The sequence below is a fragment of the Oceanobacillus indicireducens genome (assembly GCF_014647195.1).
In the GTDB taxonomy this organism is placed as follows: Bacteria; Bacillota; Bacilli; order Bacillales; family Amphibacillaceae; genus Oceanobacillus; species Oceanobacillus indicireducens.
In genome coordinates, this window is sequence record NZ_BMOS01000017.1 from 18,869 (window position 1) to 42,545 (window position 23,677).

Genomic DNA, 23,677 nt, shown 5'->3' on the forward strand with positions numbered 1-23,677 from the left:
CCCAGCTGGGACAACCGCTCTGACCCCAATGTCCCGATTCTACTTATAGTTTACCCTTCTGGGACTTGTATGAATAGTTGTTTTTCGAAAAAGTATAAATATGCTGCTTTTACCGGCTGGTTCCAGATTCGTTCAACTGCGGCCCGGTATAGGGACAGCTGGACTTCGTATCTTTTCCTTAGTTTTTCTTCTAAGGCAGGTGTAACAGGTTCGGTAATTGTATCCGTCTTATAATCCAGGATGATCCAGCCATCATCTTTTGGAATAAGGCAATCGATTACCCCCTGAATGAGTACTTCTTCTTTTTTCTCCGGATCAAATTCCGAATAGACTTCTTCAGCCTTGAGCATGAGACTGAACGGAACCTCGCGATACACCCCTTCAATCTTCCTCATGTATTCCGCTAAAGGAGTCCCGTAAAAATGTTCAATCGCAGCAATATCAATAACATCTGCCTCCGTTCGTGTCAGGATTTCCTTTTCCACAAGCCGCTCGACTTCTTCTGCAATCTCTGGGGCGGTAAGAACTTTATTCAATGGCAAATGCTGCATGACCGTATGCATTGCCGTTCCCTTTTCCGCAGAACTTAGTGTCTTCTCCTTCTGCAGGAAGTTCGGCCGCTTGATGATCGGTGGTTTATAATCGGAGATCAATTGATCCGCACCGTATTCATCAAAGAGCTCGCGCTGACGTTTGATTTCCGTCACCGTTTGCTTTGCCCTCGTCATTGTCGCTTCCTTGTCTGGATAATTATAATTTAACCGCTCATTGACATACTCCCGAAGCGTATCACTCTCCACGGGTACCGGCTCCCACGCTTCAATATGTTCTTTCAACTGCTCCTTCTCTATACTTTCATCCGCATCCAAGTTCGTTAAATCACGCGCATGGACAATGGTGATCTCCCACCGCGAATGATCTTCACGAATCTCATGTCCTAATCCCACTGGTAGCTCCCTCGTCCTTAGGATTTCGTTCTGTTCATGACGGATGAGTGCAGGGCCAACCCAATCAAGATACGATTTCTTTTCTAGACGATAATGTTCCGGCAGCACCCAGTCCGGATGGTCAAGTATTTTATCCCAATTATCCAATCGTTTCTGTAGTTCCCTAACATAACCAGTCATAACGAGTTTTTCCTTTGCCCTTGTGAGCGCAACATAAAGAACACGCATTTCTTCAGCGAGCTGCTCTCTTAACTTCTTCATTTTAACAGCTTCATAGAAAAGGGTCGTATATGTCAGGCGTTTGACCGGATCAATGAACTTTGTTGCAAATCCATATGTCTTATCTAACAAATACCTTTCATTTAAATCGCGTAAATTAAATTGTTTATCCATCATGCCGACAATGACAATTGGAAACTCAAGACCTTTACTCTTATGGATTGTCATAATCCGAACCACATCTTCTTGTTCACTAAGCGCACGGGCAGCTCCTAAGTCTTTCCCCTCTTCTTCCATCCGCTCAATAAAGCGCAGGAATCGGAATAGTCCACGGAAACTCGTTGATTCATAGCCTCGCGCCCGGTCATAGAGCGCACGTAAATTCGCTTGGCGCTGTCTTCCACCAGGCATACCGCCGACAAAGTCATAATAGCCGGTCTCACGGTAAATATCCCATATTAATTCCGATAACGCACCGTCTCTTGCCGCACGCCTAAATTCTTTTAAGCGTTCCAAAAATGGCGCAAGCTTTGCCGTCGTATTGTTATCATTCGCTTTTACATAGGTTCCAAGTGCTTCATAAAATGAACCATACTGGTTTGCCACCCTGATTTGAGTCAGTTCATCTTCATTTAACCCGAGAATAGGTGAACGAAGTACGGAAGCAAGCGGAATATCCTGGTGTGGATTATCAATTACTTTTAGTAGACTGATCATCACTTTTATTTCAATCGCTTCAAAGTATCCTTCCGAAACATCAGCATAAACTGGTATGCCTTGCTGCTTTAATTCTTCGGCAATAACCGGGGCTTGTTTCATCCCTCGAAGTAAGATGACAATATCGCGGTATTGGGCAGGGCGCTGGGCACCTGTTTCTTTATCGAGGACTGAAAAAGCTTCCCCATCTCGTCCGATCCATTTTTTAATCAGCTTGGCATAAGCTCTGCCTTCGATTTGCGCCTTTTCAAGTTCGCGGAAATCTTCCGCTTCTTCCGTTTCACCCTCAAGGGGCTCCACTTCTTTATCTCCATCAATTAAAATTAGCTCCGCCTCAGGACGAGCAATCGGCACATCATCATAGCTTTTATTCCCGTAAATCAATTCGGCTGCCGCGTCATATTCTATCTCACCTAAAGCTTCATCAATAACTTGCCGGAAAATATAATTCGTCGCGTTTAAAACTTCTTCCCTGCTACGGAAGTTACTCGCGAGATCAATTCGCTTTCCAGCACCTTCCTCCGTACGGAAACGTTTATATTTCTCAAGGAAAAGTCCTGGTTCGGCATGCCGGAAGCGGTAGACACTCTGTTTGACGTCCCCCACCATGAATGTATTGCCCGGATTTTCCTGTTTACTCACCATTTGGATAATCGTTTCCTGCACATGGTTCGTATCCTGATATTCATCAACAAGCACTTCTGTAAATTTAGCTTGCAAATCAAGAGCGACACGGGAGGGTACCAGTGTATCCGCATTTGCCTCCTCATCCAGTAACAGCTCCAGACAGTAATGTTCCAAGTCGGAAAAATCAACAAGCGCCTTTTCCTTCTTCGCCTTCGTAAATTCTTTCTTAAACTCCTTTACAAGTTCCGTCAGTTTTTTAATGACTGGATACATTTCCTGCATCTCCGCCACATGACGCTCTAGGGGCCTGCTCAACCATTTTTTCTGGATCGTACTAAAACTGTCCCTATAGCTCTTTCGTAAAGCTTTCACAGCTTCTTTCTTCTCTTCGTTACAATCCATTTTCTTTGACGAAAGGCGGATAAATTTATAACTGTCCATCCATTCGACAAGTTCACTCCAGGAATCTATCCGTTCTTCTGCAGCATGTAAGCCTTCGAGGTCAGAAGTGATTGTATCGATATAAGCGTCGGGGCCATCACTTTCCCTCGCAATCGTCAGTGCCTGTTCCATTTGCTGCCGGATACCTGTCAATGTATTCTTTATTTCATATTTAAGGATTGGAAGAAAGTCTAAATCATCTTCCTCCCAATCTTCCGGAATATGATAGCTTTCCGCTAAATCATCAAGCCACTGTTCCGGCCAAGGGTTCTGAATTGCGAAGGTGTATAACTTTAAAATCAATTCCTCAACATCGACGTCACTCCGGTCACTCGAAAAGCGATCGACTACTTGAAAGAATTCATCAACGGCACTCGTCTCGTCACCGTACCATTCCTCAAATAAATCATCGAGTACATCCTGTTTAATTAAATCCATCTCCATATCATCGCCAATCCGAAAGCCCGGATCAATATCTAATAGATAGGCATACTGCCGGATGACTTCGAGACAGAATGAATGAAGAGTAGAGATCGATGCGCGCTGGAGTAAGGATAACTGTTTCTTTAAGTGCACGGAATCCGGGTCCACTTCAAGCGCTCGCTCAAGAGCTGTTCCTACACGGTTACGCATTTCTTGTGCTGCTGCATTCGTAAAGGTTACGACTAGTAAGGAGTCGATATCGACCGGGTCCGCTTTGTCCAACAGTTTTTGAATAATCCGTTCGACGAGCACTGCCGTTTTTCCAGACCCGGCTGCGGCTGCAACGAGGATATTCGTTCCTGCTGTATAAATCGCTTCTTCTTGTTCTTTTGTCCACTGTACCATTAATGCTCCTCCTCCCCTGCTATTTTCTCAAGCACTTCACTTTCTGACATGTGTTTCAGCCGGCGAAATTCATTCTCTTCCAAGCCTGTATCAAATTGACAGACAGAAAGGAATGGACAGAATTTACATGCTGTCATTTGCTGATCCTGATATGGATTGAGCTTGACTTGACCGGTTGTAATTTCAATCCCGGCCTGCTCGATCAGTCCATGGATATATTGTTGCAAATCGTGGAATGTATCTTTCGTTGCCACTTTAGACTGTTTATAAAAGTTTCCCGTTTTCGTAAGCGCAATTGGCAGCATGTCGCTATGTCCAGTTTCAAGAGCTGTATCCATACTACGAACAGTTATCTCGTCCTGAAGCAACAGTCCTTTCATTTTAAACGCTTTGAACAATTCCTTTTCCAGCTTGCTTGCTTCCATATCTGGTTGTTCACTAATCATCGGATTATGAACATGGAAATAAAGAACACCAGCTGGACTCGCCTTCATTCCAAGCCACTCCTCCGCTTGGGACAAGACGACATCAAGGTATGCAAGCATCTGCAAGGCAAGACCGTAATAAACATTCAAGAGCTTCAAACCTTGGTCACTTGATTTATAATCAATAATCCGTAAATAAAGCTCGTCATTTATTTTCGCTTGGTCGACCCGGTCAATTTGGCCGCGAAGAATGAGTTCAAAGCCATTTGGCAACTGCATTACCATTGGCTTTAGAGGTGCATTCTCACCGAAAGCGACTTCTAATCCGACAGGTGAAAAATTACTTTTCCTTGCTTGTTCACTCAAGATAAACGTTGCTCTAGCAATTGTTTCCTGTAACTTCTGTTGAATATATTTATAACGATTCGAGCTATATAATATCTGATGCTGTAAAATAGGAGCAAGCTTACCAACAGCCCGGTGCGCATAGGCACTGGAATCTTCCTTCGACAATTCCCGGTAATCTCTGCCCTCCGTTCGAATCCACTCGGTAATGACCTTGAGCGCTTCATGGAATAACTGACCGATATTTGGCGCATCCAGCTTATACCTTCTTCTCTCTTCCAAGTTTAAACTGTATCTTGCAAAATGTTGATAAGAACAGCGATAGTATGTTTCCAGTCTACTAACACTCGCTTTAACCTGTTTTGGATAAAGTTCTTTAATCGTATCTTCAGCTAGGTCAGTCGGCAAATTCCGGTAGTAGAGACTTTGCAAAATCATATAAGTCGTATCGTTTTTTGGCTCCTGTTCCATATACCAATTTAATACATGCCACCAGACATCTTCCACTGGATAGCCCCGGCGATAACGGGCAAGTTGCGCCGTTAAGGCTGCTCTTGTCTTGATCGGGTTCGTAATAAATCGTTCAGCACGCACAAGGTCATCCGGATCTTGAAGCAGGGACCTTTCCTTCGTCTCAGGGAAAAGATCCTCTACTCGCTTGATGAGCTGGGACGGCATTTTCCCCTTCCCTTCCTCATCGCTTAATGTGTAACTAATATGCAGACGGTCCCTGGCAACGGTAAACGCAAGATACATAAAAAATTGATCATCAAGCAACTGGCGTACACTGCTTTCCGCCAAGCGGACACCATTTTGTTCAAGTAGTTCTCTTTCCCTTTCATTGATGAGTCCATCCCCTGCTGGTTTCATCGGCCAGACTCCATCATTGACCCCAAGCAAAAAAGCAACCTGAACGCGGCCAATTCGGGAGCGGTCAATCGTCCCAACAATCACATGGTCCATACTCGGTGGTACATGGGCAAATTCAAGCGTCTCTAAACCCGCTTCCAGTGTCGTTCGGAAGACATCAAGACTTAGTGCCTCCTCGCCTGCCATTTCAACAAGCTCATCAAGGATTTTCAAGACACCATCCCACACTTGTTCTTGCTCCCGCGCTTTTTCAATTTCCCCTGCTGCGTCATCTGTTTCCCGCATTTGTTCCAATCGTTCAGGCGCCCGCACCTGTTCAAATAATTTGAATAGAACTTCACACTTTTCGCGAACGGTTTTCGCCTCCCGTATCGCCTCATCAAACGCTTGTAAAGAGTAGACAATTTGCTGGCGATAACGATTAATCCGCTTCTGTTTGTCGAGCTCCCGATCTGTTTGACCCGCTTCCTCAAACCCGCGGAAACGTTGGAATATCCATTCCTCTTCAGCAAACCAGCGCTCCCTTGTACGGATTCCATACTCTAATACATAATTCTCCAGTTCATCAATCGCATCCGCCGTCAACGGATAGTGCTTATCGGCAGGTGGAACAAAACCCGTTTTCAGCACCCGGAAGACGGCATCATAGCGCCAATTCCCTTCAATTACATCAAAAATGGAACGGATAAATTCGATAAAAGGGTGGTTCAACATCGATTTCTTCTCATCAATAAAGACAGGAATACCATGATCTTCAAAAATTGTATCAATTAGATCATGATAAACATTTGCTTCCCGCATAAAGACAGCAAAATCACGATAACGGTAATCTTCTTCCCGAACGAGCCGAAGAATTTCCTGAGCAGCTCCTTCCACTTCCGCTCGTGGATGTACCGCCTCAGCAATTTGAATCGGAACTTCACCTTCATAGGCTGGAGCAGGTCTTGTGTCAAAATATTTTTCCATATGGAGAAAGTAAGGACGCTCCTTGAATCTGCCGTTCTCCGGGTAAAATTCCAGCTGCTCCTCAAGCGGAACATCATTCGCTTCTGCTAGTTGCACGAGCTGATGATAGGTTTCCTTCGTCTGATAAAACAGATCAAGCTCTGCTGGCTCTTCTCTCGTATCGTCCACCGTGAGCACGACAGTAACCGTCTTACATTTCTTCAATAAGGCTTCTACTACCGCAAGTTCATTTGGTGTAAATTGATGAAAACCATCCAAATAAATTTCTGCATCTTCCAGCAGACGGGATGTACCGATTTTTTCCGCAAGCAATTGGAGCTGGTCTTCGCTATCAATATAGTGAGGCGCCAGGCGCTCGGTTAAACGTTCATAAATATATAGCAAATCCCGCAATTTCATTTCCAGACTTACTTCATTTGGCTCCTTATGAACATATTTTTCTATTCCCGCAATTTCTTGCTGCAAGATTTCCGGGGTGACCTGGTATCGTTTAAATTCAGTTATCATCCGTTCGAGCTCTTGGAGAAATCCTTGTTTTTCCAATGCATTTTTAAAGGTATACCATTCCCCTTGTTTTTCTTCAATAATCTTCCGGAGCATCATTTGAATACCGATCGAGCTAATAAATTGTCTTGTCCCGCCGCCGACTTCTTGCAAGATGCGCCAGGCGAGTCGTGAGAAGCTAGCTACTTGTGCGCGGATGCTTCCGTCAATTCCTTCCGCGGTGAATAGGGCGCGTTCTTGTTGGAAGGTCATTTGGTCGGGGACGATATAAAATATTGGTTTACCGTGCGGGCTTTCCAACAGTTTTTCTTTAATTTCTTCAATGACAATTTGACTTTTATCTGTTCCGGAACGCCCAGTAATAAAGCGTATTCCCATAGGTATCCTCCTCTAATGATCAAAATCTATTTACAAATTGTTAAATGTACTTTGTCTAATCTCCCAAGGCCCGTAGCCCAAACCCTCTCGCTTTCCACGAACGAGTGATGAAGCTCCCGCTTGAATCTCAAGCTTTGGACTGCTCCCAGGAGATACTTTGAATAGGCTTTTTGAATTTAATTTTTTTATCGTCTATGCAACTAATAAAATTAATTGAAAACAAAATCAGACGTTTATTTACAATTTTTACTGGGAGCGAGTATAACACCCCAAAGGTTCCTGCAGGAAAAGAGGCAGCAATGAGACATCGCAAGGCGCCTCCGCCTCAGAAGGAGCTCATCAGCCGTCCGCAGAAAGCGTAGGTGTGTTGAGCCTCCCGAACCCGAGTATAAAGCAAAAGGCTTATATCTCTAGTTTACCAGAGATATAAGCCTGCTCCTATATTTTTAGTTTGTTCTTTTTGGATAGTTTTTCTCCATTACTTTGCGCTGTAATCGGCCTTCTAGGTATTTGCCAATGAACCAGAATAACCCCACTCCGATGAGTACAACGATTGTTTTCATCGGGTTTTTGGCAAATTCCATCATACTTGATCCGACGTAAGCGATAGAGAATATCATCACCGCTTTCCCGAGCAGCACAGCCAGAATAAACTGTTGTGCGCTAATCCTTGAAAAGCCTGCGACAATATTAATTATTGCAGATGGAGAAAATGGAAAACAAAGTAAAAGAAACAATGGTCCAAAGCCATGCCGTTCTACCCAGCTCGTCACCCGGGAGACTTGTTTGTTTTGCTTAATCTTTCGTTCCACCCATTCAGCATTTGATAACTTTCGCATGAGCAAGAAAACAAGAATCGCACCAACACAAGCACCGATCCATGAATAGAGAAAACCTTTCAATAAACCATAAGCAGCAGCATTCGCCAAGACAAATACCATAAGCGGTAAAAATGGCAAGAGCGCTTCAATAAAAGGCAATAAAATTCCCGGTAAAGGGCCTAATCCTTCATACTGGTTCAATAGTTGTTGAATAAATTCCTCAATTTCTTCATTTTGTAATTTCGTTCTCCAATTTTGAAATGTAATGGTCGTTGATAATAAGTACATGTAAGCCCATTCTCCTCAGCATAGATGAACACGTTTCTTATAGTTTAAATTATCTTTCAGAAATATCCTAGTTTAACATCACTAAATTTTGCCACTTTCTTTTTTCTCTTTTATTATAGTATTTTTTTCAAGTTTGTCGTATAATAAACTAAAGCAAACACATGTTCTCTTAAAGGAGGATGGCTCATGCGATTTATTACGGAAGAGGAATACGCAATCGCTTCCCGTTTCCTATTTCTTTCGATGGCAATTGTTGTAATGAGACAAGACATCCAGCATGTTGACGAAGGGCCGTTTAAAATTAAAGCGCCCTATCTGGAACTTTTGAAGAAAATGGAGTCTTTGGCGTTAGAAGAGCGAAGGGGATTAAAATTCAAGATGAAGAAACAAAATATAGAAGTCATTACGCTAAACAAAAATGATTCCTTCTCCTCTTTTCTGTTTCTTTGCCAAGGCAGAGAGGAAAAACGGAACTATTTCAATCCTTCCATCCGCAAAAAAGTGGAACTGATTATCAAAGAACATCTCATTCAAGCGCTTGAGACTGACTCTAATCGCGTTCATTCTTAAAAGTATTCGGCGCGTCAAATGGATTCGGGGTCTCGGCTATCATCCCTTTCCCCATATGGTGTAAACGGCTATTCAATCTATAACGGAACTGGGCTGTTCGGCGTACCTGATTGGTTAACGAACCGTAAGACACATCAAGGGTGATTGTTTTTCCATTGATAAAAAGTACTTCGGTGTCTCCTTCAGTTAATGGTATCACGTCATCAACATGGGAATGAGAGAGCCAAGAACACTTTGGGCTTGTCGGGGAGTATGTAGGCAGGAAATACATACCACTTGCGGGATCAATGGAAACAGGAACTTTATGGGTGAACCCGCTAATGACGCGGCTTCCTTCCTGCCTTCCCTTCAAACTGCTCCCGAAGAACATACAGGCTTCATCGATGAGTTTACTTGGGGATTTATCGCTAACGTACTCTGCCGACTCATCCAAGATATAACTGATGAGTCTGCCCTCTTTATCACGGCTCGCGATAATAGCCATTGTCAACGGACTGATTTCATGAGAAGAGGTAAATATTTTTGCATTCATTTAGAAACTTCCTTTCCATGAGAAAAAGAAAGTGGCTTGAACATATAATAACAAAGACCCATTAAAAAAGAAAGACATAAAACCAAATTTTTAGAAAAAAACCAACAAACTGATAGATTTGTCGTTACATAATCAATTTTTAAAACAAAAAAAAGACCTAGACATTCCATCTTCGTCAAGGTCTATTAACTCAAATCTCCCTAATCACTTTCATCCAACGTAAGTGTCTCGCTCGTTCACTAATTATCGCGTTCTAATCGCCGTTCAATTGCCCGGTGGACGGATGCGCATTCTAGAGCACAGCCGAAGCCTCCTTGGGCTACCGCTCTGCGGGATCTTCGGACTCGCAGGAGTCACAGTCCATCGCGCAAATGAACTGTTAGAGAGTGTTATTATTAATGGAAAGTATCCCACCATGATAGGTGTCCTCTTACTAAAATGAAAAGTAGTGCTCCAAATTAGGCCTTTCCTCGGAGCAGTCCAGACACCTCGAGACTCCTGCGGGAGGATAGGCCTGGCGAGACCCCACAGCGCGATAGCGCGAGGAGGCTTGCCGGCCGCCCGCGGAAAGCGAGAGGTGTCTGGACTGCGGACCTCCAGGAGAAGGTTGGCTCACGCTGAATAAAAGAAATCAGCAGTTTATTGACTAGGAGTCTAGGATTTAATAAATCAAATTAATGAAATCTTCTTTGGAGATTTTCCCAAGATAATGTGAAACAGGGAAGTCTTCGAGTGCTGCTTCAATTGTTTTTCGGTCATGACGGAGACCAATTAATTTATTCTCCAAGTCTTTAATGTCCCCAATTCCGAAGAAGTCACCGAAAATCGTGCAATCCTCAATGATTCCTTTTTTCACATTTAGACGAACGTCAACAAGGCCTGCAGGGAATTTATGAGCTTCCTGAATGTTGAATGACGGTGACTTACCATAGTTCCATTCCCATTTTTGATAACGATTCCGGGAGATCTCATGGATTTTTTCCCAGTCTTCATCTGTCAATACATATTGTGGAACGTCTTTGACATCATCGACGTTAAACACATGCTTCAAAATCATTTCTTTAAATTCTTCAATCGTCAGCTTGTCTTCTAAGTATTCATTAATATTTGCTACACGACTTCGAATTGATTTTATTCCTTTCGATTCTATTTTAATCTTTTTAACTTTCAATGCTTTCGTCAGTTCATCGATTTTCGAATTTAACATTAGTGTACCATGACTAAACATTCTGCCTCTCGTAGAAAACATGGCGTTTCCGGAAATTTTTCTTCCTTCAACTGCAATATCGTTTCTACCTTGTAACTCAGCTGGTACCCCTCTTTCATTCAATGCATCAACAATCGGCTGGGTGAACTTCTGGAAGTTTTGGAAGCTCTCCCCGTCATCCTTCGTAATAAAGCTGAAATTCAAGTTCTCTTCATCGTGATACACTGCACCGCCACCGGATAATCGGCGAACAACTTTAATATTATTCGCTTCTACATAATCCGTGTTAATTTCTTCAATCGTGTTCTGGTTTCTTCCGATAATAATGGAAGGTCCATTCACATAAAAGAGCAAGTATGTATCCGTTTCCCCGAAGTTTTCCAAAATATATTCTTCAATGGCGAGGTTGATCATTGGATCGGTAATTCCTTTGTTATCAATAAATTTCATTGCCTGGCCTCCTCTTGATTATCTATATAAATATTCTAATGGAAACAAAATTCTAAAGCAATAAATAAAACCAGGCTAACGTGTAGTATAACAACGTTTTCGCCGCATATTATATAATAATCAAAAAAGTTTTTCAAAAATGTATTAAAACAGCGTTGACAAATAACACACTGTTATATTACAATATATTCAACAGGTAATTAATTGACAAACAAACGAGGAGGAACCACACATGCTAGGTTTAGTTGAGTTTTTCAAAAGTTTACCAAAGAAGAAGTGCAACAAATGCGGTCAGGATATTTTTGAAAAAGCTGACTGCTATGGCAATATTTGTGATGAATGTGATCATCCTGCAAGATAATCGCGCTCTTCATTTGTTTTACAGAACCCATTCACTCTAGTTTAGTTTCCAACTGTATTATAACACCATATTTCTCCTTTTCAGACAGTTGTTCATAAGAACATCTGTCATTTTTTTCTTTCCCTCCTTTTGAAAAATTCTATCATTTTATTTTTATTTGTATTATAATCATTTAGAGAATCGAAATAAATAACTAAAAGGGGACGCGAAAATGACTGTTCATACAAATAGACGTGCCGAACGCAAGGATGTACCAGAGGAGCAAAAATGGAACCTAGCGGACTTGTTCCCAACTCCTCAAAACTGGAAGCTTGAGCTCGATAATTTGGAAAAAGAAACAGAGCAGGTGACTGTCTTTAGAGGTAAAATAACAGAAAGTGCGACTACTCTGCTCCAAGCACTAAAAGCCCTCGAAAGCTACCGGGAGAAAGTTGTTCGTGTAGCTACCTATTCGAATTTAAAAGTGAGTGCAGATGGGGCTGACCCTGCCAATCAGCGGGACGCGGCACTTACCAGCAGTGTATTAGCAAAGATAAATGCAAAACTTTCCTTTTTCCATTCGGAATTACTGGAATTAACGAGCGATAAAGTCCAGCACTTCCTAGCAAGTGAACCAAAACTAAAAAATTATGAAAAAACTCTTTACGACGCATTAGAAGATAAACCCCATACCCACGCACCCGAAGTGGAGGAAACACTGGCAGCACTCCATGAAGTCCATAGTTCCCCTCACCAGATTTATCAACGGGCAAAAACAGCGGACATGCAATTTGACCCGATCACCAATGCGGAAGGTGTCGAACTGCCGATGTCTGAATCATTATACGAGGACCGTTATGAGTTCTCAGCCGATACAACAACGCGAAGGAATGCCTATAAGTCTTTTACGAAAACATTGGATAAATATAAAAATACGTTTGCTCACCTTTATGCAACAGAAGTTACAAAACAAGTGACAATGGCAAAGCTCCGAAAGTTCCCGTCTGTAACCGATATGCTGCTTGCACCTCAGCAGGTGACAAAAGAAATGTACCATAATCAGCTTGATATTATCGGAAAAGAATTAGCACCACATATGCAGCGATACGCAAAGTTAAAGAAAGAGAAACTTGGTCTTCAGGAATTACATTATTGTGATTTAAAAGCACCACTCGATCCTTCACTTAATCCAAGAACGACTTATGAAGAAGCTACGGATATTATTCTAGACGCGCTATCAATCATGGGTCCGGAATATCATGAAATAATGAAGAAGTCTATTTATGATCGGTGGGTTGACCGGGCGGACAATATTGGAAAGGCAAACGGGGCTTTCTGTTCGAGTCCATATGGAGTGCATCCTTATATTTTGATTACATGGACAGATACGATGCGAGGTGCATTCGTACTCGCTCATGAGATGGGTCATGCCGGACATTTCTACCTTGCCGGGAAAAATCAATCCTTCATGAATACACGCCCGTCAACCTATTTTATTGAGGCTCCATCGACATTAAATGAATTGCTGCTAGCGGAACGTCTTCTGCAGGAAACAGAAGATGTCCGGATGAAGCGCTGGGTCATTACCCAATTACTCGGTACCTACCACCATAACTTCATCACCCACTTACTTGAAGGCGAATTACAGCGTCGAGTCTATGATTTAGCGGAAAAAGGTGTGCCACTCACAGCTGATGTGTTAACGGAGCAAAAACTCGATGTGATCAAGAATTTCTGGGGTGATAGTATTACAGTCGATGATCGGGTCGGATTAACATGGATGAGACAGCAGCATTACTATATGGGACTCTATCCGTATACATATTCTGCTGGACTCACAGTATCAACAGCTGTTGCTCAGATGATTAAAGAAGAAGGACGCCCTGCTATAAATCGCTGGTTAGACGTATTAAAAGCTGGCGGCACGAAGAAACCACTTGATTTGATTAAACTAGCTGGGGTAGATATGTCTAAGCCTGATGCAATAAAAGTGACGATTGATTATGTCGGTTCGTTGGTTGATGAATTAATTGCAAGCTATGAAAATGAATAAAGTGAAACTTCATTCAGTGAGGGTATTACAGACCGTTAATGCGTGATAAAGTGAAACTTCATTCAGTGGGGTTCCTTCCCCCCACTGAATGTTAGTTGAACAGAATCAGGGATTTACGGACTGTATATCCCCCACCTTCACATGTTGGGCTTCCCTCATGTTTAGATGTGGGGGTATTACAGACCGTTAATCCGTGATAAATAGAAAAATCGCCTAAAATCTTATCGTTGATTTCAGGCGATTTTTAGTGGCTATAATTTTTCTCTACGGAATTTCCACCGTCCGCAACTTCCGCATCTTCATGTTCAATTCCTTTATTATGGAATAGAGCAAGCAGACGATCTTGCGTTGCTTGCGATGTAATAATACAGTAATGACTGAAGAATTTTGTCTTGATTTTCAATTCGTACTGATCATTCACTTCTTTATCATGTCCGTAAAATTTATGATTTACATCTATTTTCACGAGTTTGTACGATTTGATATTCTTCCAACTTATAAATCGTGCCCCGCAAAGGATCCCATCATTTACAACTGCAAATAATCTTAAAATGTCTCGTGAGAATAAAAAAGGTAACATCACAAGTAGATAAGTTGTAAAGAATGGTTCTGGATAAAAAAACGTGATAAAAAAGAACATAAGGAAAACATAAAGAAACATGAGACTGTACATAATAATCCCATTTTTCTGACCTTGGTAGGTCGGTTCCTTGTTCGGCTTCTGAGGATGTTTACGAATAGACGCCATGTCTTCTGTTGTTACGGGAAAAATAATCTCTTTCTTCAACTCTAACAAGACACGAACAAGTTGCCAAGCATAGTAAACAAGAATCGCAATTAAAATAGCAACAAACACAACGATATGCCTCACCGCCCTCAAGATAGAAAGAATACTATGTATTTGTCTTTTCAGTAAGGACTGAAATTAATTTAAGGATAACGTAATGATTTTAGTTGCTTTCGTAACAGGGGGATTCGAGAAACCCACAATTTTATATTCTATTAACACTTTCATCCCCTTTTCAATCACTGACTTATTCCCATGGTTATCAATAATTGTCGTGTACTCATCTACTTTTACTAGAATATTTCTAGCAGTAGGATATAAAATTTTATTACTTTTTAGTGTAAGATATAGCCCATTTTCTATATTATCCATTTCTTTAATTACAAAGTGCTCTTTTTTAACCAAGTCGTAAAAAACAAATATCGAGACAAAACACGAGCAAACAATTAATATTATAAAGAGCTTAGATATTTTTTTAAGTTTTTTGAACAATATCCCCCCTCCCTTTGAGAGAAATATAACTTTTGTTTTTAAATAGTATACCAAATCTAATTGAAATTTGTGTTATTAGTTAATCTATGAGGGAGGGGAATTGTTTACTATTTGTTAGAAAAGTTTTGTAATAAAGCCATCAATCAAGCAAAGAAAGAAGGTAAAAATAATCATGTTGGCGTAGTATAAATGCCACGCCAACTTTGCATACATGTTTTCTTAATTCATTAGCGCTATCTGACTGGTGTTTTTCCTTATCAATTATTCTGCAAAAATTGTAAAGCTTCTAGTGCGGCTTTCTTTCCATTTGCTACACAATCGGGAATACCAGCACCGTCGTAAGAGCTACCGATGATTTGGATACCGGGGAGTTGAGTCGAAAGTTCGTCGCGGATACGTTGAATGAACTTACGGTGACCGACTTGATATTGCGGACGGGCATCCTTCCAGCGTGTAACGACTGTAAACTGAGGATCTGCCTTTATCGTCATTACTTTCTTCAATTCATCCAACACAAGTTCCGTTAACGCCTCATCGCTTAACTTCATGAATGCTTGTTTTTCTGGACGTCCGACATAGACACGGAGTAATACTTTATTTTCCGGTGTTGTTGATGGCCATTTCTTATTTGTCCACGTACAAGCTGTAATTTCAATATCTCCTTCACGAGCTACTTGAAATCCGGTCCCATCAAGATCATTTTCAATCGCATCCGCATCAAATGCCATCACTACATTTGCCGTTGAGACAGCAGGAATTTGCTTCAGATCCTGTAAAAAGGGATGATCGTCAAAAAGGTTCGGAACGGCCGAATGCTCTGTTGCAAGGATAACAGCTTCTGCAGCAAGCTTCTCTCCTGATTCCAGGTAAATTTCATAGCCGGAGTCTGTCTTTACAATCTGTTCAGCCGCCACTCCTGTGCTGACGGTATCTTCAGCTAATTTCTCATGCAACTGGTGAATTAATGTTTCCAGACCGTCTTTAAAGGAGAAAAATATTCCGGATGAACGTTTTTCCTTCGTGACAGGTTGATTAGGCATATGTTCCTGTAATCCCTTCATGACACTTCCGTATTTCTGTTCCAGTTCGTAAAATAGCGGATAGATTGCCATCAAGCTCATCGCATCAATATCACCAGAGTGGATCCCAGCAAGCATCGGAGCAATTAAACGGTTCACCGCTTCATCACCAAATCTTCGGCGCATAAATAAACCGAGGGACTGGTCTTCCACCGGCTCGCCCTTTGGAATCTCAAGCTCCTCTAGCGCTCGCTTCTTCCCTGCTTCTGTAAAGATTTCCGTGTCTACAATTGCCTTTTCTTCTTTTGGTACTCCCATAAACGTCCCTGCTGGCATTTGATGCAGCTTTCCGTCTACGAGAATAAAAGACGAGCCTGTCTCGTTAAAAATCATCTCATCTTCTAACCCAAGCTCCTTCGTAAGTTCAACAATGGCTGGTTTTCTAGAGAGCAAGGAATCTGGTCCTTGTTCGATTGTAAAACCATCCCGTTTCATCGTCTTTATCTTACCACCAAGACGCTCACTTGCTTCGATCAACTTCAGGTTAATCGGTTCTTGCTTACGCTTGCTTTCTTGCTGTAAGTAAAAGGCGGCGGATAAACCTGTTATACCGCCGCCGATAATTACAATATTACGCATGTGCGTCACGCTTTTCCGTTTTTAAAACAACATCTGCCAATGTTTCGATGAATAACGGAGCCACGTTTGGCATTTCTGGACGATAATAGTTCGCACCGACTTCATCACAGACAACTTTACATTCGTAATCATTGTCATATAAAACTTCCAAATGATCGGCAACAAATCCGACTGGAGCATAAATAAAGGAACGGTAACCTTTTTCATTGTATAAATCACGAGTTAAATCTTGAACATCAGGACCGAGCCATGGGTCAGGCGTGTTCCCTTCACTCTGCCAACCTACTTCATAATTTTTAATTCCGGTAGCTTCAGAAATAAGCTTCGCGGTTTCTGCCAGCTGTTCCGGGTACGGGTCACCGGCTTGGATAATTTTCTCTGGTAAGCTATGAGCTGAAACAATCAGCACTGTTTTTTCTTGTTCCTCTTTCGGTAGCTCGTCATAAATAGCTTTAATACCGTCTGCCCAGAATTTGATATAGCCTGGTTCGTTATACCAATCGACGACAGAAGTGAGCGTTATACCATGTTTATCTGCTTCTTCTTTTGCCCGTTCGTTATATGATTTAATGCTGAATGTAGAATAATGTGGAGCTAATACGATGGAAACAGCTTCCTTAATTCCATCCTGCGCCATTTTCTCTACGGCTTCCTCAATAAATGGCGTAATATGTTTGAGACCGATATATACCTTATATTCCACTTCATCTTGTACTTCATTTAACTTAGCACATAGACTATTCGCTTGGTCTTCTGTAATTTTTGCAAGCGGGGATACGCCGCCAATTGCATCATAGCGCTCCTTCAAATCTTGAAGTGCTTCTGGTTCAGGTTTTCTGCCGTGTCTGATATGTGTGTAATAAGGTTCAATATCCTCTTCTTTAGTTGGAGTTCCATATGCCATTACTAATAAGCCTTTTATTTTTTTCGCCATTTTTCAACACCTCATCTTTAATATTCATTGCGTCCTGCTATTTTTAAGAACGCTTGCTGTATTCATGAACTAAATTTGTCAGTTTTTTCAATGTTTCCGGCTTAATTTCCGGTGTTACACCGTGGCCGAGATTAAAGACATGCTTCCCTTGCTCTTTGCCTTCATCTAAGATATTCTTTGTGCGTTTCTCGATATTTTCCCATTCGGTTAAGAGCATAACGGGATCAAGATTACCTTGCAACACTTTCGTTACTCCCATATTCCTTGCTTCTGTAATCGATGTTCTCCAGTCTAACCCGATTACGTCTACTGGAAGATCGTTCCACTCAAGCAGGAGGTGACGGGCACCTACACCGAAAATAATGAGCGGGACGTCAAGCTTCCGTAACTCACTACAAATTCTTGTCATTACCGGTTTAATGAACACACGGTAATCTGGAGCATTCAGTGATCCTACCCAAGAATCAAAAAGCTGGATTGCTCGGGCTCCCGCTTCCACCTGGGCTTCAACGTATGTAATAATCATGTCCGCCAATTTGTCCATCAACAGGAACCATGTTTCCGGTTCACGATACATGAGTTTCTTGGTTTCGTGATAATTTTTTGATGGTCCGCCTTCAATCATATAACTTGCCAATGTGAAAGGCGCTCCGCTGAAGCCAATAAGCGGGACTTCCAGCTGCTCCTCCGTCAGGATACGAATTGTATCCAAAATATAAGGAATGTCCGCGTTTGGATTAATCGTTCCAAGTGCTTCTACATCTTGAAAGCTGCGGATTGGATTATCGACGACCGGGCCGATGCCTGCCTTGATTTCTACATCAATCCCCATTGCCGGTAGTGGCGTCATAATATCTTTGTATAGAATTGCTGCATCCACATTATAATTTTCAACTGGGAGTCTTGTGACATATGCACTCAACTCAGGCTGATGTGTGATTTCAAACAGGGAATACTTTTTCTTGATCTCCCGGTATTCCGGTTGAGATCTTCCTGCCTGGCGCATGAACCAAGCAGGTGTATAGCTTGTTTCTTTACCGCGATATGCTTGTAAAATTGTGTCATTCATCTTTTTCGTCATTTATTTCATCCTTTTGTCATTATCACTTTCGCCATCTTAAACTATAACGATTCTTAATAAGCCTGTATAGGTTTTCGACTTGAATGTCACTAATTTGTCTAAAACGTTAGTTCAAAATAACTGTTTCCGATCTTTCGCTTTCAAGCTTTGTGAATGGGTCATAGGTGACGACATAATATTTTTTATGCTTAAACAATGCATGTTCTATCATATATTCACTTTCCCCTTCCACTTCTGCGATTCTTTTATCGATACCATCCCGTTCTTCATAAATCCGGTAGATTGCTCGCTCATCATCTAAAGGGTCCCAACTGATTTTTCCTTGCACTAAAGAAATACCGCCCCATACATAATTTGCTTGAACGTTGGTTACCGGGGCAATCCGGACTGGTTCCGCGAGTGCTTCCACCGTATCCGGTTTTTCAAATTTCTCAGCTAATGGGTGTAGCTTGTCGATTTCTGTCAATATATCTTGAATAAACCGAGTCGGATAAATACTTCCACCCGTTAAATAGTGATCTGCATCGGACTCGTCATAACCAGTCCAAGCAGCCATTACGTATTCAGGAGTATAGCCGACAAACCATGCATCCTTCACTTCGTTTTCCACGAGTGGATGTTGTGTTGTTCCTGTCTTTCCGGCGAGTGCTTTCGAATAGGTTCCAGCTGCTTCCGGCATGGACTCCACTGCTTTTCGGAGCATTTCTGTCATGTCCCAAGCGACTTGTGGCGTAAATACTTCCTTTTCTTCTGACTTATGTTTATAAATGCGTGTATCGTTATAATCATAGATTTCTTCAATTGTATAAGCTTTGATGAAATTCCCCTCTTTGGCAAACGTTCGGTATGCTTCAACGAGATTAAGTGGTGTAACTCCTTCATAAAGCCCACCAAGTGCAATCGCTAAGTCTTCATCCTCAATATGCATGTCCAACTTTTCTAAATAGCTTTTCGCATAGGGAATACCAATGCGATCTAGCAACCAAACGGCTGGCACGTTTTTTGAAGTTACGAGACTGTCATACATACTCACTACCTTTTGATACGTATCGTCGACATTGGCAACAGGATAATTTCCATTCACGGCTTTTTCATCCGGCAGTAACGAATACGGTGTAAATGTTCCCTCTTGCATCAGTGCAGGACCATAGACTGCTAACGGCTTGAATGTTGAACCCGGTTGCCGATTGACTGTAACGCGATTTAAATCGCCGAAAGTATAATCCCTGCCACCAATTGCGGCAATAATTTTCCCTGTATCCTGGTCCATCATAACAAATGCCCCTTCTGCACCAGAAGTATTTCCAGGGAAATAATCATCTTTGGTAAACATTTCGTAAGCTGTTTGCTGAACGTCATCTTCCATTCCGACGATAATCCGGTAACCTCCCCTTCTCAATTGTTCGATCGGCAGCTGACTCTTTTCCTGTGCTTCTTTTATGACTAAGTCAAGATAACTATCGATCCACGGGGTATTAGCTGCTTCTTCCAATTGTAAACCAAGCGTTTTCCCTTGTTCTGCTTGTTTTGTCTCTATCGAAATCATCCCAGCATGCTCCATCGCGGCAAGGACGATATTCCTTCGCTCCAAAGCTTTTTCCGGATGGTTTATTGGGGAGTAGCCGTTTGGAGCCTTAGCCATTCCAGCAAGCAGCGCCCCTTCTCCAATTGATAATTCGCTCGCATGTTTCGAAAAATAAAAGTTTGCTGCTTTCTCAATGCCATAGATTCCGTGACCGAAGTAAATTTCATTGAGATAAAGTTCTAAAATTTCTTCTTTAGACAGCTTTCTTTCCAAATAAATAGCCGCTGCCGCTTCTTTCGCTTTACGGGTCCAGGTTTTATCATTATATAAAAACAGATTCTTTACGAGCTGTTGCGTAATTGTACTCGCACCCTCTACTTTGCTCATCGCGATGATATCCTTATACACAGCCCGCGTAACCGACTTGATATCAATACCGGCATGTTCATAAAACCGTCTGTCTTCAATCGCAATATAAGCATCTTGTACATGTTTAGGTATCTCATCCAGCGGAATATAATCACGATTTTCCTGATAGAGTTCCGCAATGACTTCTCCATCAGCGGTTTCAATCGTTGTCGTCTGGGCAAGGATGAGCGCATCCTCATCGACAATCTGACTACCGAAGTAGATAATCATAGCATAACCAGCTAAAGCCAAACCTATAATGGAAACAAGCGTAATGATTATCCATTTCAGTTTTCGATTCATCTTCCTTTGATTCGGTTTCACCATTATTCCACCTCTACCTCTGCATTATACGACAATCTTCTACAGGGATAAAGTGAAACTTCATTCAGTGGGGGGCTTCCTTTCCCCCACTGAATGTTAGTTGAACAGAATCAGGAATTTACGGACTGTTTATCCCCCACTTTCACATGCTAGGCCTCCCTTTAGAAGTGGGGATATTACAGACCGTTAATACGTGATAAAGTGAAACTTCATTCAGTGGGGCGTTCCTTTCCCTCCACTGAATGTTAGTTGAACAGAAGCAGGAATTTACGGACTGTTTATCCCCCACTTTCACATGCTAGGCCTCCCTTTAGAAGTGGGGATATTACAGACCGTTAATACGTGATAAAGTGAAACTTCATTCAGTACTTCTGTCGTTGCGTACAGAGTTCGGTTTTAGGGTAGAATAGGAGTAAAGAGGAATTTAGAAAGGGGAATAAAATTGAATGCATACATGACAAACGGTACGATTGACTTCTTGCTGCAAATGGAAAACAAACATGAAGAATTAGAACTAAAACTCATGGAAAATAATGCGGGTGGGCTTCTCTATTATGAACATCCGACAAAAGAGATTTTTCAATCTGGCCGGAAATATGAGATCCTGGAAGCGACAGGGGAGATACAACAAAGAGGTTATGTCGTCATGAATAATATCCCTGTGGCTGAAGAAAGCAGAGCTTTATTCGAAGACCGTTTTAAGCGGCGGAAACATTCCGTCGAAGCAATGCCAGGCTTTCAAGCATTCCGGGTACTACGCCCCCATAAAGGAACAACATATGTCATTTTAACCCAATGGTCCTCAAAAAAGGATTTTGAATACTGGAAGGAGTCTGGCGAGTTCCAAGAAGCACATGAATTAGACCAAGTGAAGCCATCTTCCTATTTTTTCAAAAACACCTATATAGCAACTTATGATATGTATGTAGAGGAAGAGGAGGAAGAATAAAAATAGCGTACAAAATGGTGTCCTTCCACGGAGCAGTTCAGACACCTGGACTGCTGACCTCGAGACCTAAGTTGCTCTCACGCTGAATGAAAGTACTCAGCAGTTTAAAAAGGGTTACCCGCTTGTATTAAAGCGGATAACCTTTTTTCGTTTCGTTTATTCACCAGCCAAGACGAATTCATTAAAGAATTGCTCGTATTGTTCTTCAGAGTACTGGCCTTCGAGGCGAGCTACTTCTTTACCATTCTCATAATGAATAAGAGTAGGTGTGGAGCGAATGCCAAATGGTTCCGCTTCTTCACCAAACTCAAGCAAGTTCAGCTTCTTCATATCTACATTCATATCTTCTGTCAATGGAACGAGATAAGGTGTTGTCTGCTGACAGTATACACAGGTCGGGCTGTAAAAATAAACAGTAGTTGGTTCCCCACTCTCCACCTGCTCAATCAAATCATCCGGTAAAATTTGATTACCGTATAATGGATCTCCTAATTGGTCGATTGTCGCTTGATCTAAATCATTGGTTCCATATGGATTATCTCCTTCAAGCGCTTTGTTGTTTTTATAATTGAGCGCAAAGAATAACGCTATAAATAGTACCACAACCACGGAGACAATTATTGTGACTTTCTTACCCATTCGAATCAGTTCCTCCTTATTTCTTTAAGCAAAAGTAGATGTAAAACAAAGATGACAATAAATGCTACACCAGCCATAAATGGAATCGTGATGAAACCGAAGTAATTCACATAGATTGCATTACATGGTACGGCACCACTACATGATCCTCCCATTTCATGAAAGGCCGGAACTTTTTGAAGTAAGTAGTGATACGTGGAGACAAACATCCCAATCCCGCTTAATATCAGTCCTGACAATGTCATTTTTACATCTTTTTTCCATAGTGCCAATCCATAGATGATGACTAACGGGTACATTAAAATCCGTTGATACCAGCATAGCTCGCAAGGGATATAACCCATTACTTCGGAATAAAACAAACTTCCGGTAGTTGCTACAAAGGCTTGTACCCAAATAATCAGCAAAAGATTTTCTGCCTTTTTTGTCAATGAATGCATAAGTTTGGGTCCTTTCTGACTCTTTTCCTTTATCACGTATTAACGGTCTGTAATACCCCCACTGAATGAGTTTCACCTTATCATTATACGAATGGAAAAATGATAATACAATTTCTACGCCTCGGAATTTATGACTATTTCATGACGTTAGAGCAGTTGATTTCGGTGAACATAGACCGCAGCCTGTGTCCGGTCCTTTACTTCAAGTTTAGAAAGGATATTACTTACATGGGTTTTCACCGTTTTAATTCCGATGAATAGGTGTTCGCTAATCTCCTGGTTCGTCATTCCGTTTCCGATGCAAAGGAGTACTTCCAGTTCCCGCTCCGTCAATTCATCATGCAGTTTCTTCTCTGGCTGGCGAAAGTTTGAAAGCATTTTCCCGGCTATTTTCGGTTCAATCACATTTTCCCCTTTTACCGCTTTTAATATAGCTTGCACAATTTCTGTTGCGGAAGCCGTTTTAAGTAAATAACTGAATGCCCCTGCCTCCAGTGCCGGAAAGATTTGTTCATCATCATAAAAACTTGTTAAAATAATTACCTTGCAGCTTGGTAGCACTTCTGAAATCTTTTGTGTCGCTTCAACACCATCGCCGTCCTCCATCATTAGATCCATTAAAACGACATCCGGCTTTTCCTTTTCAATAATCGCAATGCTTGCATTCCCGCTACTTGCTTCACCGACGACTTCTATCTCGGGCTCTGTCGTCAAATAAGCGATAATACCCTTCCGTACGACATCATGATCATCGACAACGACTACTCGGACCATATTACTCCCCCTTTAAAATGGTATTCTTATATCGATATATGTTCCTTCATCCGGGTTTGAACGAAGCTGAAATGTTCCACCGAGCTCTTCACTACGCTCCCGCATCGTCTTCAATCCGTAAGATGTCTTCTTATCCCT

At 41.8% G+C, this 23,677-nt stretch carries 18 protein-coding genes and 1 pseudogene; 4 read left to right on the top strand and 15 right to left on the bottom strand.

The window, feature by feature from the left end:
• Window positions 1–50: 50 nt before the first annotated feature.
• The 3 genes from addA to IEX94_RS12185 all read right to left on the bottom strand — a co-directional run bounded on the left by addA (window position 51) and on the right by IEX94_RS12185 (window position 8,376).
• Window positions 51–3,779 carry a helicase-exonuclease AddAB subunit AddA gene (addA, locus tag IEX94_RS12175; protein WP_188857777.1) on the bottom strand — a complete coding sequence of 1,243 codons (3,729 nt, stop codon included), beginning with the start codon at window positions 3,777–3,779 and terminating at the stop codon, window positions 51–53.
• Complete coding sequence (addB, locus tag IEX94_RS12180) at window positions 3,779–7,267, bottom strand: helicase-exonuclease AddAB subunit AddB (RefSeq protein WP_188857779.1); 3,489 nt, start codon at window positions 7,265–7,267, stop codon at window positions 3,779–3,781. Before addB ends, addA begins: the two co-directional genes overlap by 1 nt.
• A gap of 446 nt (window positions 7,268–7,713) precedes the next feature.
• Window positions 7,714–8,376 (bottom strand): TVP38/TMEM64 family protein, encoded by a 663-nt coding sequence (locus tag IEX94_RS12185; protein ID WP_156854610.1) that lies wholly within the window; start codon window positions 8,374–8,376, stop codon window positions 7,714–7,716.
• A 186-nt stretch (window positions 8,377–8,562) separates the two neighbouring features.
• On the opposite strand from IEX94_RS12185, the gene IEX94_RS12190 reads away from it, so the two are divergent.
• Entirely contained in the window at window positions 8,563–8,946 is a 384-nt protein-coding gene (locus IEX94_RS12190; RefSeq protein WP_156854611.1) for a YhjD family protein, read from the top strand.
• Here IEX94_RS12190 and IEX94_RS12195 read toward each other — a convergent pair.
• Together IEX94_RS12195 and lplA are read right to left on the bottom strand one after the other, a co-directional pair.
• Window positions 8,927–9,478, bottom strand: a complete 552-nt coding sequence (locus IEX94_RS12195) for a competence protein ComK (RefSeq protein WP_188857781.1) — start codon at window positions 9,476–9,478, stop codon at window positions 8,927–8,929. The two genes, IEX94_RS12190 and IEX94_RS12195, sit on opposite strands and share 20 nt — an antisense overlap.
• Window positions 9,479–10,139: 661 nt before the next feature.
• On the bottom strand, window positions 10,140–11,135 hold the full coding sequence (lplA, locus tag IEX94_RS12200; protein ID WP_188857783.1) for a lipoate--protein ligase: 996 nt from the start codon (window positions 11,133–11,135) through the stop codon (window positions 10,140–10,142).
• 232 nt (window positions 11,136–11,367) lie between these two features.
• Between lplA and yhfH the strand changes: the two genes are divergently transcribed.
• Window positions 11,368–11,496, top strand: coding sequence for a protein YhfH (gene yhfH, locus IEX94_RS12205; protein ID WP_188857786.1), 129 nt, complete (start codon window positions 11,368–11,370; stop codon window positions 11,494–11,496).
• Between the two features lie 211 nt (window positions 11,497–11,707).
• Window positions 11,708–13,528 (top strand): oligoendopeptidase F, encoded by a 1,821-nt coding sequence (gene pepF, locus IEX94_RS12210; RefSeq protein WP_188857788.1) that lies wholly within the window; start codon window positions 11,708–11,710, stop codon window positions 13,526–13,528.
• A 244-nt stretch (window positions 13,529–13,772) separates the two neighbouring features.
• Here pepF and IEX94_RS12215 read toward each other — a convergent pair whose 3' ends face one another.
• From IEX94_RS12215 to IEX94_RS12240, 6 genes are all read right to left on the bottom strand, one after another.
• Entirely contained in the window at window positions 13,773–14,384 is a 612-nt protein-coding gene (locus IEX94_RS12215) for a hypothetical protein (RefSeq protein WP_188857790.1), read from the bottom strand.
• 69 nt (window positions 14,385–14,453) lie between these two features.
• On the bottom strand, window positions 14,454–14,807 hold the full coding sequence (locus tag IEX94_RS12220) for a hypothetical protein (protein WP_188857791.1): 354 nt from the start codon (window positions 14,805–14,807) through the stop codon (window positions 14,454–14,456).
• A 257-nt stretch (window positions 14,808–15,064) separates the two neighbouring features.
• Window positions 15,065–16,465 carry a protoporphyrinogen oxidase gene (hemY, locus tag IEX94_RS12225; protein WP_229782701.1) on the bottom strand — a complete coding sequence of 467 codons (1,401 nt, stop codon included), beginning with the start codon at window positions 16,463–16,465 and terminating at the stop codon, window positions 15,065–15,067.
• Window positions 16,458–17,399, bottom strand: coding sequence for a ferrochelatase (gene hemH, locus IEX94_RS12230; RefSeq protein ID WP_188857793.1), 942 nt, complete (start codon window positions 17,397–17,399; stop codon window positions 16,458–16,460). The genes hemY and hemH overlap by 8 nt, the downstream gene beginning before the upstream one ends.
• Window positions 17,400–17,442: 43 nt before the next feature.
• Complete coding sequence (gene hemE, locus IEX94_RS12235; RefSeq protein ID WP_188857794.1) at window positions 17,443–18,480, bottom strand: uroporphyrinogen decarboxylase; 1,038 nt, start codon at window positions 18,478–18,480, stop codon at window positions 17,443–17,445.
• A 106-nt stretch (window positions 18,481–18,586) separates the two neighbouring features.
• Complete coding sequence (locus tag IEX94_RS12240; RefSeq protein ID WP_188857796.1) at window positions 18,587–20,740, bottom strand: transglycosylase domain-containing protein; 2,154 nt, start codon at window positions 20,738–20,740, stop codon at window positions 18,587–18,589.
• A 439-nt stretch (window positions 20,741–21,179) separates the two neighbouring features.
• Here IEX94_RS12240 and IEX94_RS12245 point away from each other — a divergent pair, with 439 nt between their 5' ends.
• Entirely contained in the window at window positions 21,180–21,686 is a 507-nt protein-coding gene (locus IEX94_RS12245; protein WP_188857798.1) for an antibiotic biosynthesis monooxygenase family protein, read from the top strand.
• 156 nt (window positions 21,687–21,842) lie between these two features.
• Here IEX94_RS12245 and IEX94_RS12250 read toward each other — a convergent pair whose 3' ends face one another.
• The 4 genes and pseudogenes from IEX94_RS12250 to IEX94_RS19850 form a co-directional block, all read right to left on the bottom strand.
• A complete protein-coding gene (locus IEX94_RS12250) occupies window positions 21,843–22,325 on the bottom strand; it encodes a thioredoxin family protein (RefSeq protein ID WP_188857800.1) in 483 nt (160 codons plus the stop codon).
• A 5-nt stretch (window positions 22,326–22,330) separates the two neighbouring features.
• Window positions 22,331–22,765 carry a disulfide oxidoreductase gene (locus tag IEX94_RS12255; RefSeq protein ID WP_188857803.1) on the bottom strand — a complete coding sequence of 145 codons (435 nt, stop codon included), beginning with the start codon at window positions 22,763–22,765 and terminating at the stop codon, window positions 22,331–22,333.
• Between the two features lie 147 nt (window positions 22,766–22,912).
• On the bottom strand, window positions 22,913–23,539 hold the full coding sequence (locus IEX94_RS12260; protein WP_188857805.1) for a response regulator: 627 nt from the start codon (window positions 23,537–23,539) through the stop codon (window positions 22,913–22,915).
• 12 nt (window positions 23,540–23,551) lie between these two features.
• A pseudogene (locus IEX94_RS19850) lies at window positions 23,552–23,677 on the bottom strand (sensor histidine kinase); the annotation flags it as partial.